The organism is Sinomonas sp. T428B (assembly GCF_056780155.1).
In genome coordinates this window covers 84,826-97,183 of sequence record NZ_JBRAZR010000001.1, presented here as the reverse complement: position 1 = coordinate 97,183, position 12,358 = coordinate 84,826, and the positions used below count along the sequence as shown (strand labels likewise).

At 69.9% G+C, this 12,358-nt stretch carries 13 protein-coding genes; 3 read left to right on the top strand and 10 right to left on the bottom strand.

Annotated elements, in window-relative coordinates; genetic code table 11:
- The first annotated feature begins 87 nt into the window (after window positions 1-87).
- Complete coding sequence (locus ACUYMY_RS00460) at window positions 88-540, top strand: SRPBCC family protein (protein ID WP_481701680.1); 453 nt, start codon at window positions 88-90, stop codon at window positions 538-540.
- A gap of 268 nt (window positions 541-808) precedes the next feature.
- On the opposite strand, the gene solA is transcribed toward ACUYMY_RS00460, so the two are convergent.
- From solA to ACUYMY_RS00445, 3 genes are read right to left on the bottom strand one after another with little or no spacing between them, the layout of a single operon-like run.
- Window positions 809-1,942, bottom strand: coding sequence for an N-methyl-L-tryptophan oxidase (gene solA, locus ACUYMY_RS00455; RefSeq protein ID WP_481701679.1), 1,134 nt, complete (start codon window positions 1,940-1,942; stop codon window positions 809-811).
- A gap of 57 nt (window positions 1,943-1,999) precedes the next feature.
- Window positions 2,000-3,379, bottom strand: a complete 1,380-nt coding sequence (locus ACUYMY_RS00450; RefSeq protein ID WP_481701678.1) for an aminotransferase class III-fold pyridoxal phosphate-dependent enzyme — start codon at window positions 3,377-3,379, stop codon at window positions 2,000-2,002.
- Window positions 3,380-3,402: 23 nt separating this feature from the next.
- A complete protein-coding gene (locus ACUYMY_RS00445) occupies window positions 3,403-4,896 on the bottom strand; it encodes a CoA-acylating methylmalonate-semialdehyde dehydrogenase (protein ID WP_481701677.1) in 1,494 nt (497 codons plus the stop codon).
- A 110-nt stretch (window positions 4,897-5,006) separates the two neighbouring features.
- Here ACUYMY_RS00445 and ACUYMY_RS00440 point away from each other — a divergent pair, with 110 nt between their 5' ends.
- Entirely contained in the window at window positions 5,007-6,668 is a 1,662-nt protein-coding gene (locus tag ACUYMY_RS00440) for a PucR family transcriptional regulator (protein ID WP_481701676.1), read from the top strand.
- Window positions 6,669-6,742: 74 nt separating this feature from the next.
- On the opposite strand, the gene ACUYMY_RS00435 is transcribed toward ACUYMY_RS00440, so the two are convergent.
- Window positions 6,743-7,135 carry a hypothetical protein gene (locus ACUYMY_RS00435; protein ID WP_481701675.1) on the bottom strand — a complete coding sequence of 131 codons (393 nt, stop codon included), beginning with the start codon at window positions 7,133-7,135 and terminating at the stop codon, window positions 6,743-6,745.
- Window positions 7,136-7,582: 447 nt separating this feature from the next.
- On the opposite strand from ACUYMY_RS00435, the gene ACUYMY_RS00430 reads away from it, so the two are divergent.
- Complete coding sequence (locus ACUYMY_RS00430; protein WP_481701674.1) at window positions 7,583-8,845, top strand: beta-propeller fold lactonase family protein; 1,263 nt, start codon at window positions 7,583-7,585, stop codon at window positions 8,843-8,845.
- Here the strand turns inward: ACUYMY_RS00430 and ACUYMY_RS00425 are convergent.
- The 6 genes from ACUYMY_RS00425 to ACUYMY_RS00400 form a co-directional block, all read right to left on the bottom strand.
- Window positions 8,842-9,432 (bottom strand): nucleoside/nucleotide kinase family protein, encoded by a 591-nt coding sequence (locus ACUYMY_RS00425; RefSeq protein WP_481701673.1) that lies wholly within the window; start codon window positions 9,430-9,432, stop codon window positions 8,842-8,844. The two genes, ACUYMY_RS00430 and ACUYMY_RS00425, sit on opposite strands and share 4 nt — an antisense overlap.
- A 44-nt stretch (window positions 9,433-9,476) precedes the next feature.
- A complete protein-coding gene (locus tag ACUYMY_RS00420) occupies window positions 9,477-9,734 on the bottom strand; it encodes a GlsB/YeaQ/YmgE family stress response membrane protein (protein ID WP_481701672.1) in 258 nt (85 codons plus the stop codon).
- A gap of 63 nt (window positions 9,735-9,797) precedes the next feature.
- Window positions 9,798-10,187, bottom strand: coding sequence for a VOC family protein (locus ACUYMY_RS00415; RefSeq protein ID WP_481701671.1), 390 nt, complete (start codon window positions 10,185-10,187; stop codon window positions 9,798-9,800).
- 33 nt (window positions 10,188-10,220) lie between these two features.
- Window positions 10,221-10,463, bottom strand: coding sequence for a DUF2867 domain-containing protein (locus ACUYMY_RS00410; protein WP_481701670.1), 243 nt, complete (start codon window positions 10,461-10,463; stop codon window positions 10,221-10,223).
- Window positions 10,460-11,239 carry a ThuA domain-containing protein gene (locus ACUYMY_RS00405; RefSeq protein WP_481701669.1) on the bottom strand — a complete coding sequence of 260 codons (780 nt, stop codon included), beginning with the start codon at window positions 11,237-11,239 and terminating at the stop codon, window positions 10,460-10,462. The genes ACUYMY_RS00410 and ACUYMY_RS00405 overlap by 4 nt, the downstream gene beginning before the upstream one ends.
- Window positions 11,236-12,339, bottom strand: a complete 1,104-nt coding sequence (locus ACUYMY_RS00400; protein ID WP_481701668.1) for a Gfo/Idh/MocA family protein — start codon at window positions 12,337-12,339, stop codon at window positions 11,236-11,238. Before ACUYMY_RS00400 ends, ACUYMY_RS00405 begins: the two co-directional genes overlap by 4 nt.
- Window positions 12,340-12,358 lie beyond the last annotated feature (19 nt).

The window sequence follows — 12,358 nt, the reverse complement described above, 5'->3', positions numbered from 1 at the left end:
TGTGGGCCATTGCGCTCCGGCGCGTAGAAGCGCAGCATCGGGGCAGGGAGGCGCGGGGCTGGGACCACTTCTAGTGAGGAGTCAACAGTGCCTGAGATCGAGGAGAGCGTCTCCATTTCGCGTCCGCCCGAGGAGGTCTTCGACGTCGTCAGCAATCCCGAGAACATCCCGAAGTTCGACTCGTCCGTCGTCCGGGTCGAGCTCCTCGGGGAAGGCCCCGTTGGCGTCGGCACCCGCTTCCGCGGAACGAGCAAGGTCCTGGGCCGGAGCTTCGAGTGGACGGCCGAGGTGGTCGAGCATGATCCGCCGCGGCGCTCCACGTCCAAGTCGGTGGAGGGAAAGATGGAATTCACCGTCTCCATGACCTGCGAGCCGGCGGACGGCGGAACGAGGCTCACGCAGCGCATCGAGGCGGGCACGGGACTGGGCGGCATCTTCGGGCGGGTGGGAGACACGCTCGTGCAGAGAACGCAGGCCCGCACGGTCCGGGCGAACCTCGAGAGCCTGGCCGAGTACCTCGCCGAGCATCCCAGCCTGTAGTCCCGGGCTCCCGGGCTCAGCCCTCAGCCGGCCTCCGGCTGAACCCGCCCCAGCTCCTCCCGCGCGTTGCGCGCGAGGCCGTGCTACCGCCGGACGGTGTTCGCGTAGCGGTCCGCCGGTCGCTGCTCGTCCCCGCGCTCGCGTACGACGCTGGGCCCGCCGTCTGGTGGCCGTCGCCCCTCGCGCAGGGGTCGGGTGAGCGGGAGGAGGAGCCGGAGCGGGTCCTGGCGTAGCGGACCCCAAGTCCGGAGGCTGGCAACGTGGGGCTTCAGGTCGTGAAGCGCGAGGGCCTGAGGAAGTCGAGGTTCTCGACGGTTTCCTTGCCGAGGGCCTCGAGGGCGGCGATCTCGCCGTATCCGGAGGCCATCTTGAAGCCCGCCCCGGAGAAGCCGGTGGCGGTGTAGATCCGACTGTCGGCGCTCAGCCGGCCGAGCAGCGGATTGCCGTCGCTCGTGAAGAGGTCCGGGAACGCGTCGGTGCGGACGATGTTCGGGTAGAGGCCGGGGAAGAACTCGCCCACCGTCTCGGTGGTCTCGGCGGTCTCCTCGGGGGTGAGGTCCCTCGAGATGGCCTCGAACCCGGCCACGGGTTTGCCGCGGCCGTCCAGGGTTGCCTTGACCGTGGCCCCGTCGACGCTCGGGGCGCCATACATGGAGCGGTCGTCATAGATGCGGATGAAGATGGGGAACAGCTCGGGGGCGAAGAGCGCGGGGTCCTTCGCGACGAACCACGAGAGGAAGATCCGCTTCATCTGGACGTGCGCCCGCAGGGCCTCGGGGAGGAGCTTCTGGGACCAGCCGCCGGAGGCGACGATGGCGTTCTCGAAGGTCCAGGACCGGTCCCCGGAGCTCACGACGACGCCGTCGGCGGTCTCGCGGATCCCGTCCACCGGGGTGTCGGTGAGCACGGTGGCGCCGTTGGCCTGCGCCGCGGCGACCGCGGCGGTGACGGCCTGGTCGGTCCGCAGCGCGCCGGCGTGGGGGTCGTAGACGGCGACGTCGTCCGGGCGCAGGTTGTGCTGCGGGTACCGCTCGGCCATCTCCTCGCGGGTGAGGATCCGGTGCTCGGCCCCGGTCGCGCGGGTGGTCTCGAGGACATGGGAGAGGTAGCGCCGCCCGGCGGTTCCGATCGAGAGCCCCCCGCAGCGGATCAGGACGTGCTGCCCGGTTTCCTGCTCCAATTCCGCCCAGAGCCGCTGGGAGCGTTCGAGGATGGGGTAGTAGGCGGGGTTCCCGCGGTAGATCTTGCGGAAGAGGCGGGTGTCCCCGCCCACGGCGCTGCGGCCGTGCGCGGGGACCTTCGCTTCGAAGCCGACCACCGAGTCGGACAGGCGGGAGGCCTGCCACAGGGCCATGCTGCCGATGCTGCCGAGGCCGATGACGGCCAGCTTTCCATCTGTCATTTTTTCGTCAGAGCACTTTCTCGAGGAAGGACTGGGGGCGGGATCCCCGCGGGTTGGCTATCCAGCGACCGTCGCGTCCGCGAGGTCCAGGGCGCGGTCCACGACGTCGAGCGCCTCGCGCAGGAGGTCGTCGTCAATGTTGAGCGGCGGCACGATGTGGATCCGGTTGAAGTTGGCGAACGGAAGCACCCCGCCGGCCTTGATCGCGCCGATGACGGCGTTCATCTCGGGGCTCGTGCCGCCGTACGGGGCGAGCGGCTCGCGGGTGGCGCGGTCGCGGACGAGCTCGATGGCCCAGAATGCGCCGAGGCCGCGCACATCGCCGACGGAGGGGTGGCGCTCCCTGAATCCGGCCAGCGCGGGGCCGATCACCTCGCGGCCGAGCCGGATGGCGTTCTCGACCATGCCCTCCCCCGCCATCGCGTGGATCGTGGCGACAGCCGCGGCACACGCGAGCGGGTGGCCCGAGTAGGTGAGCCCACCGGGGTAGACGCGCGTGCGGAAGGTGTCATGGATCTCGTCCGAGATGATGACGCCGCCAAGCGGAACGTAGCCCGAATTGACGCCCTTCGCGAAGGTGATGAGATCCGGCGTGACCCCCCAGTGGTCGACGGCGAACCACGCCCCCGTGCGGCCGAAGCCCGCCATGACCTCGTCCGCGATGAACACGATTCCGTGCCTCCGGGTCAGCTCGCGGACGCCCTCCAGGTACCCGGGCGGCGGGACGTAGATGCCGGCGGTGCCCGGAACGGTCTCGAGGATGACGGCGGCAATGCTGCCCGCGCCCTCGAGGACGATCATGTCCTCGAGGTGCTTGAGCGCGCGCTCGGTCTCCTCGGCCTCCGTGGTGGCGCCGAAGTAGGAGCGGTAGGGGTACGCAGGCAGGAAGTGCACGACCCCGGAGTCTCCGTAGTCATTGGGCACGCGCCGCGGATCGCCAGTGACGTTGACGGCGAGCTGCGTTCCGCCGTGGTAACTGCGGTACGCCGAGAGGATCTTCCTCCGGCCCGTGTGGAGGCGGGCCATGCGGATCGCGTGCTCGTTGGCATCGGCGCCGCCGTTCGTGAAGAACACGCGGTTGAGGCCCTCCGGGGCGAGTCCGGCGATGAGCCGGGCCGCCTCGGAGCGGGCGTGGTTGACGTGCTGTGGCGCGATCGTGCACAGCCGCTCCGCCTGGCAGAGGATCGCCTCGACCACCGCCGGATGCTGGTGCCCGATATTCGTGTTGACGAGCTGCGAGGACAGGTCGATGAAGCGGCGTCCCTCGCCGTCCCAGACCTCCGAGCCCGCGGCCTTGACGATGGTCATGGGGTCGATGAGGTCCTGCGCGGACCAGGAGTGGAAGACGTGCGCGCGGTCGAGCTCGTAGGCGCGGCGGCCGACGGCGAGCTCCTCCTCGGTCGGCGCGGGCGCCCCGCCCAGGGTGTCAGTGGTCATGGTTCTGCTCCCTCGTGGGCCGGTCAGGAGTTGGTCGGGAAGCCGAGGTTGAGGCCGCCGTGGCTCGGGTCGAGCCAGCGGCTCGTGACGACCTTGCCCCGGGTGAAGAAGTGCACGCCCTCGGCGCCGTACGCGTGGCTGTCGCCGAAGAGCGAGTTCTTCCAGCCGCCGAACGAGTAGTAGGCCATGGGGACGGGGATCGGGACGTTGATCCCGACCATGCCCACCTGGACCTCGTTCTCGAAGCGGCGGGCCGCGCCGCCGTCGTTCGTGAAGATCGCGGTGCCGTTGCCGTACGGGTTGGCGTTGATGAGGGCGAGCCCCTCGTCATAGCCGGACACGCGTACCACGGAGAGCACCGGGCCGAAGATCTCGTCCTGGTAGATGCTCATCTCGGGCGTGACGTGGTCGAAGAGCGTGGGGTTGAGGAAGAAGCCGTCGCCCTCGGCGTCAGGCGTGGGGTTGCGGCCGTCGATGACGAGCGTCGCGCCCGCCTCCTCGCCGGCGTCGATGTAGCCGGCCACCTTGTCGCGGTGCGCCGCGGTGATGAGCGGGCCCATGTCGCAGCCGCGCGTGCCGTCGCCGACCCGCAGCGTGCGGGTGCGCTCGGCGATCTTGGCCACGAGCTCGTCGGCCACCGAGTCGACGGCGACGAGCGCCGAGATGGCCATGCACCGCTCGCCTGCGGCGCCGAAGCCCGCGTTGACCGCGGCGTCGGCGGCGAGGTCGAGGTCGGCGTCGGGCAGGACGAGCATGTGGTTCTTCGCCCCGCCGAGGGCCTGAACGCGCTTGCCGTTCGCGGTGCCGCGCTCGTAGACGTACTTGGCGATCGGCGTCGAGCCCACGAAGGAGACGGAGGCGACATCGGGCGACTCGAGGAGCGTGTCGACGGCGTCCTTGCCGCCGTGAACCACGTTGAACACGCCGTCGGGCAGCCCTGCCTCCTGCCAGAGGGCGGCGAGCCAGTTCGCGGCCGTGGGGTCCTTCTCGCTGGGCTTGAGGACGACCGTGTTGCCCGCTGCGATGGCCACGGGGAAGAACCACATGGGCACCATGGCGGGGAAGTTGAAGGGGGAGATGATCGCCGCGACGCCGAGGGGCTGGCGGATCGAGTGGACGTCGACCTTCGTGGAGGCGTTCTCGGTGTAGCCGCCCTTGAGGAGGTGGGGCATGCCGCACGCGAACTCGACGACCTCCTGGCCGCGCGCGATCTCGCCGAAGGCGTCGTCGAGGACCTTGCCGTGCTCCGCCGTGATGATGGCCGCGAGCTCGGCCTTGCGCTGGTTCAGCAGCTCGCGGAAGGCGAAGAGGATCTGGGTCCGGCGGGCGAGCGACGTATCGCGCCAGGCCGGGAAGGCGGCCTTGGCCGCCGCGATCGCCGTCTCGGTCGTGGCCCGGTCGGCGATCGCGACGCGGCCGCTGGTCTTCCCCGTCGCAGGGTTTACGATCTCGCCGAGGTGCACGCCGGCCTCCGGCTCGACGGGCTTCCCGCTGATCCAGTGGGTGACGGTCTGCATGAACGTTCCTTTCGACGATGGAGGAGCTGATTCCTATCGTCAACAATCTGCAACATGAGCAACACCTACATGATGTTCTGAATTAAGGCGTAGCTCTTTACACTATGTCCATGCCGTCCATCGGGAAGCCCGTCCTCACCGTCCGGAGCACCCTCGACCTCGCCCCCCTCGCCGTCGGCAAGCCCGAGGTGCTCGTCGGTGCGGAGCGCCTCGACGCCCCGGTGCGGTGGATCCATATCGCTGAGGGCACCGAGATGAGCGAACTCCTCGAAGGCGGCGAGCTCGTGCTGACCACGGGCCTCGCCTTTCGGCGGGACCGTGAGGACCCCGAGGCCGCGGCGCGGACGTTCCTCGAGCGGTTCCTCGCCGCGGGAGCCGCGGGCGTCGTCGTCGAACTCGTCGGGGACGACGACGAGCCCGACGCCGAGGCCGCCGCCGTCCTCAGGCGCGCCGCGGCCGGGGCTGCAGGGCCCGTCGTCCTGCTCTCGCGGCGCACGCGGTTCGTCCACGTCACGGAGCACGTGCACCGCGTGCTGGTCAACGCCCAGCTTGAGCGCGTCGAGCGCGCCCGGCGCGTGCACGAGGCGTTCACCGCGCTGAACCTCGAGAGCGCGAGCGAGCAGCGGATCGTCGACCGCACGGCGGAGCTGCTCGGCAGCGCGGTGGTCTTCGAGGACACGGCCCGGCGCGTGCTCTCCTACGCCCCGCGGGACGCGGACGCGACCCAACTCCTGCGCGACTGGCCCGAGCGGTCAAGACTCTCCGGGTACACGGGACGCACCGAGCGGGCGGCCAGCGGCGAGGGCTGGCTCCAGACGCCGGTCGGCCTCCCGGGCCAGCGCTGGGGGCGCCTTGTCGCCCCCGAGCTCCTCACGGGAGGCGATCCGGCGGCGGAGGGCGACGCCGTCCAGGTCCTCGAGCGCGCCGGCCAGGCCCTCACCATGGCGCGCATGGCCGGCAGGGACCGCCGCGAAGTGCTGCACCAGGCGCGTTCAGGCCTGCTCCACGAGCTGCGCCAGGCGACGCCGCCCGCCGACGCGGAGGCCGTGGCGCGGGCCGCGTCCCTCGGCCTCGACGCCGCGGACGCCTACGTGCCCGTCGTCGTCCGCCTGGACCGGGCGCCGGCAGAGCCGCCCACCGGCCTGCAGCTGCGCGAGCGCGCCGTGCTCGAGGCGCTCGACGCCCTCGCGTCGAAATCCCGCCAGCCGCTGCTCGCGGCGAGCCTGCGCGCCGGCTCCATCGCGGTGCTGCTCTCCGTCCCCGGGCCGGCACTCGAGGACTCCGCGCTGCACCGGCTCGCGGGGTCGCTCTCTGTTCCGGGGTCGTCGTGGACCATTGGCGCCGCACCGGCCCATCGCTCGCTCGTCGCGGCCGCGCGGTCCCTCGACGCCGCCGACCAGGTCGCCGAGACGGCCGCCGCGCTCGAGGCCCGCGACCGCCCGTTCTACCGCTTCGCCGATCTCCGGCTACGGGGCCTCGTCGCCCTGCTGCAGGACGATCCACGGGTGCGGGCCTTCGCACGAGCCGAGCTCGCGCCGCTCCTCGACCCCGTCGACGAGGACTCCCTGGCCCTGCTCGAGCAGTACCTGCGGCACGGGGGCAACAAGGCTTCCCTGGCCCGGGGCTCGCACCTGAGCCGGCAGTCGCTCTACGCGAGGCTCGCGAAGCTCGAGGAGCGGCTCGGTGCTCCCCTGGACGACGCCGAGTCCCGCGCGGGCCTCACGCTCGCCCTGCTGTGGCACCGGTTGGGCCGGGCGAGGGCCAGCCGCTAGGCGGACCGATTCGCCGAACGATCAGGGCCCGCTTCGGCAGATTCTCGCCGAAGCAGGCCCCCTGCTCGTGGAAGCTAGTGGCGGATCTCCAGCCTGCTGCCCTTCGACTGCGAGATGTGCGCCTGGTCGAAGAGCGGCGCGCCGCTCAGGGATGCCTCGGAGAACGATCCCGAGCTGGTCGAGACGTAGTTGTAGACGCCCGGCTCGACGAACCTCACACTGAATCCCTGCTGGGTCGGCGCGCCGACGGCGTTCCACTGCAGATCGACGTCGAGCGTGGTCCCATCCGTGAGCGGCACGGTTGCCTTCGCGTGGACCGCGTTGCGGTTGAAGTCGAAGACCTCTGCGGGGGCCATCCCGTCCACGTACTGCAGAAGCTCATGAGTGCACTCATTCGCCATGAAGTCGTAGTACGCCACCATGGGGCCGAACCCCTTGTCGAAGGCCAGCAGATCCTTGCGAGACACGATGCATCCGTCAGGGCTCCTCGTCTCAGAACTCGCGAAGGCGAATTCCCCGCTGTACTTGTCACTGACCACCTGGGTTGCTGCGGAAGCGGACGGCGCCATGAGGAGAGTGACCCCCATGGCCGCGACCAGTGCCGAAGCGAAGGAACGGACGGAAGCGCGCATTTTGCACCTGACTTTCGAGGAGTTAACTGCCGGTGCAAATGATGGTCGCATCGCAGTTATGGCCGGGACAAGGGGTTAATCCAATCGTTAGCGTTTTTAGCTCGCTCCCGTGATCAGAGCTGGTGCGCCCCGGATCCAACAGGTAGCGCCAGCACACAAGACAGGTACCGACTACTCGTGACTGTCGGTTTGCCTGATCCGTAAGCTCCGGATTGAGCCATCATGTGGGCCAACCCTTGACGCGACATCCAAGACGTGGCTCTCCCTACGCAGGAGGAACTGATGCGGTTCTCAACAGGATTGGTCCCGCGGCGTGCGGGGATCATCGGCGTGATTCTGGCGGCGCTCATGGTTGCCGGAGGCATTCAGCCAGCTGTGGCGGGGACGGTGACCTCCACGATCCCGGTCGGGTCGACTCCAACTCAGGTTGCCATCACCCCAGACGGGTCGACGGCCTACGTCACGAACTTTAATTCGGACACGGTGTCGGTCCTCAGCGTGGCGTCCGGCATGGTGACCTCGACGATTCCTGTCGGGTCAGGTCCAAAGGATGTTGCGTTCAGCCCGGATGGGTCGAAAGCCTACGTTGTGAATTTGCGTTCCTCCACGGTGTCGGTCATCCGTGCTGATTTGGGTACGGTGACCTCAACGATCCCTGTAGGCGGGCTACCGTATGGCGTTGCGTTCGCCCCGGACGGGTCGAAAGCCTACGTCACCAACTACAGTTCCGGCTCGGTATCGGTCATCAGTGTCGAGTTGGGCATCGTGACCTCCACGATCCCAGTAGGGCTGGGTCCGGAAGGCCTTGCATTCACTCCAGATGGGTTGAAGGCCTACGTCGCCAATTTGGGTTCCGGCACGGTGTCGGTGATCTCTGTGGCCGCGGGCACGGTGACCTCCACGATTCCGGTGGGGCCAGGTCCGCAAGCTGTAGCGTTCGCGCCGGACGGCTCCATGGCGTACGTGACGAACCGCAACGCCAACACGGTCTCGGTCATCAGTGTTGGGTCGGGCACGGTGACCTCCACGATCCCGGTAGGGTCGGGGCCGGAAGGCGTTGCGTTCACCCCGGACGGGGCGACGGCCTACGTCGCCGACACCGATTCCAACACGGTCTCGGTCATCAGTGTTGGGTCGGGCACGGTGACTTCCACGATCCGGGTAGGGTCGCGTCCGGAAGGCGTTGCATTCACCCCGGACGGCGCGACGGCCTACGTCACGAACGCCGGTTCCAACACTGTGTCGGTCATCGATGTGCTGTCGTCACCCCCGGTGTTCACCGCGGCCACCCCGCCGACCAAGGCGAACACCCGTGCCGCCTATAGCTACACGTTCGCCGCCACGGGTGCCCCGGCCCCGACCTTCCAGGTGTCCTCCGGCGCGCTGCCCGCAGGGCTGACCCTGAACGCCACCACGGGGGTCCTGTCCGGAACCCCGACCAAGGCCGGCAAGTTCACGTTCAGGGTGACCGCCACCAACGGAGTCAGCCCCGACGCGGTCACGAACCGCATCACCATCACCGTGACCAAGGCGAACGCGCGCTAGACGGGGATGATGAGGTCCGCCCGGGATCTAGTCGCCTCGATAACGCGGGCGTTGGCCTCGTCGGACCGGAGCACCCAGTCTCGGGCGTGCTCAGGCGGCTTGCCGAACTCGATGTGCCGGCGGATGAGCCGCTCGACCCGTGCCGCCGGCTCCGCGTCCACGTACCAGACCTCGCTGATCCACGACCTGGCCGCGGCCCACGCCCCGTCCTCGAGTAGGAGATAGTTCCCCTCGGTGACGACGAGCCGAGCCTCGGGCGGGACGGCGATGGCGGCCGCGATCGGCTGCTCGAGCTCCCGCTCGAAGCCCGGCGCGTACACGGTACGACCGCGCTCCGACGCGAGGCGAGCGAGCAGCGCGGCGTACCCGTCGGCGTCGAATGTCTCCGGCGCGCCCTTGCGGTCGGCGAGGTGCAGGCGCTCGAGCTGGACGTCCGCGAGGTGGAAGCCGTCCATGGGGACGTGCGAGGCCCAGTCCTCGCCGTGCTCGTCCCGCACCCGCCTCAGCAGAAACTCGGCGAGGGTCGACTTCCCCGCCCCGGGCGGGCCGCAGATCCCGAGGATGGCCCTGCCGCCATCCTCGGGCACGAGGGCGGCGGCCCGGCGGGCGAGGTCGTCGAGATTCTGCGTCTTCAGGGTCGGCGCCTGCGCCCGACGATGGCCTCGGCCGTGCCGACGAGAGCCACGGCCGCAATGACGGCGACGATGAATCCGAGGACGTTGAGCTCGAAGATGTCGCCGGTTCCAAGGAGGTTGGCCACGAGGCCTCCGATCACGGATCCGGCCAACCCCAGCAGCAGCGTGGCGACCAGGCCGAGGTTCTGCCTGCCCGGCTTGATCAGACGCGCAAGGGCACCGATGATCAGCCCGGCGACGATGAATCCAATCATCCTTCTTCCCTTCTTCCCGCAGCATTCGAGCCGGAGGTTCTTCCTACCCCGAAGGACGGACCCTCAATCGAGGCAGAACTCGTTTCCCTCGACGTCCTGCATCACGATGCAGGACTCGTTCTCGTCGTCGGCGGGCAGCAGCCGGACGCGGACCGCGCCCAGCGCGACGAGCCGCGCGCACTCGGCCTCGAGCGCGGCCAGGCGCTCCTCGCCCACGAGCCCGGTCCCGACCCGCACGTCGAGATGCACGCGGTTCTTGACGACCTTGCCCTCGGGGACGCGCTGGAAGAACAGCCGCGGGCCCACGCCGGAGGGGTCGACACAGGCAGACCATGAATCCTGCTGTTCAACCGGGGGCGGGACGACGTACCCCAGCACGTCGCACCAGAAGAGGGCGACGCGCTCGGGCTCCGCGCAATCGAAGGTGACCTGGACCTGCTTCACCGGCGCCATTCGCCCACCCTAGCCGCGCTTGCAGGGCGGGGGTCAACCCCCAGGCCCGGGGAGAGCGTCCCCCGCGGAGGCGCCGCCCGCCGTCGTCCGCGACCGCCACGCGCCCTCCCACTGACGCGTCATCGCGGGGTAGACGACGAGCAGGCGGAACGGCCGGATCGCCGCGAGGTACAGGCGCCCGAACCAGCCGTTGGGGCGGACGAGCACGGCGCACGAAGGCCGTCGGCTCGACGGGAGGCGGTCCGAACCGGGCGTGAGCCCGGCTCGCGGGCTCACACCGAGTACTCCACCGGCCTCCCGAACCACGTACGGGAGGGGTTGCTCACGGATGGCGCCTCGCGGTGGACGTCCGGCTGGGCGGCCCAGGCGACGGCGTTCGCGAGCACCCGCCGGACCTGCGGGTGGTGGTAGACCGGGTACTCCTGGTCGCCGGGGCTGAAGTAGAAGATCCGGCCCTTGCCGCGCGTGAACGTCACCCCCGAGCGGAACACCTCGCCGCCCTCGAAGGAGCTCACGAAAATCAGGTCGTCCGGGTCCGGGATGTCGAAGAGCTCGCCGTACATCTCCTGCTGCGGGATGACGATCGGGCTCTCGACGCCGCGCGCGATCGGGTGCGAGGGCTTGACCGTCCACACGAGCTCGCGCTCGCCCTCGTTGCGCCACGCGAGTGAGCAGCTCGTGCCCAGCAGGCGCGTGAAGATCTTCGCGAAGTGGCCCGAGTGCAGCACGATGAGGCCCATCCCGGCCAGGACGTGCCGCTGGAGGCGGTCGACGACGTCGTCCGCGATCTCGTTGTGCGCGCGGTGGCCCCACCACAGGAGCACGTCGGTGCCAGCGAGGGTCTCCTCGTCGAGCCCGTGCCCGTCGTCGTAGATCGTCGCCGTGTCGATGCCGGCGCCCGGGTAGTACCCGCGCAGCCCCTCGGCGATGGCCCCGTGCATCCCGCCGGGGTACATCTCGGCCATGGTCTCGGGCTCGTTGTGCGCCTCGTGGACCCCCTCGTTCCAGACGAGGATGCGCAGGCCGTCCGCGTTCACCGGGAAGGCGTTCACAGCGCCACCTCCCGCTGCTCGCGGGCCGAGCGGTAGCAGGCGTCGATGATCTGCGCCCGGTTCAGGGCCACGGAGCCGTCGACGGCGCCCCAGCCCGCCTCGCCGCCGCGGACGGCGTCGACGAACTCCTCGACGACGGCCTGGTGGCCGCGGCCGGGCTCGGCCTCGAGGAGGTAGTCGGCGTTCTCGCCGTCCTTCTCGGTGTAGACGTGCAGGTCCGCGACCGGCGTCATCGAGGCCCCGACGGCGCGCAGCGAGGCGCCGCCGTCGGTCGCGTAGACCAGGAAGTCCAGGAGGTCCTCCTCCTCGCGGTAGCTCGCCCAGCCTGCCTCGATCAGCAGCGTCGCGCCGCCCTCGAGCCGGAGGAACGCGGAGGCGAAGTCCTCGACCTCGAAGGGGTGGTCCGACTTCATCGCCGTGTACCGGGCGTTGCCGCCGCGGCCGCGGGGGCCGAGCTCGGCGTGAGTGGCCGCCGTGACCGAGACGACCTTGGGCTCGCCGAGGAGGTGCAGCGCGTAGTCGAGCACGTGCACGCCGATGTCCGCGAGCGGGCCGCCGCCCGCGAGCTCGGGATTCGTGAACCAGCTGCCGAGCAGCGGGATCCCCGAGCGGCGCAGCCACGAGGCCTTGGCGTAGTACGGGCGGCCCAGCTCGCCGGAGTCGATGACGGACTTGAGCTTCTGGATGTCGCCGCGCCGGCGGTGGTTGAAGGCGACGTCGAGGACGCGGCCGTTGCGCCGCGCGGCGTCGACCATCGTCTGCCCCTCCTCGGCGGTGCGGGCGAGGGGCTTCTCGCTGAGCACGTGCAGGCGCCGGTCCAGGGCGGCGACCGCGATGGGCGCGTGCAGGAAGGTCGGGACGGCGACGCTCACGGCGTCGAGGCCCTCGAGCTCGATGAGGTCCTCCCACCGGGCGAAAGTGTTGGGGATCGCATACTCCGTCGCCAGGGAGAGGAGCAGCTCCTCCTCCATGCCGGCGAGCGCGACGATCTCGACGCCGGGGATGGTGCTGTAGGCCTTGAGGTGCTGCTGGCCCGCCCAGCCGATGCCGACGACACCGACCTTGAGGGGTGCCGGTGCTGCGGATTCTTGGTTGCTCACGATCGTTCCTTTTCTTGGA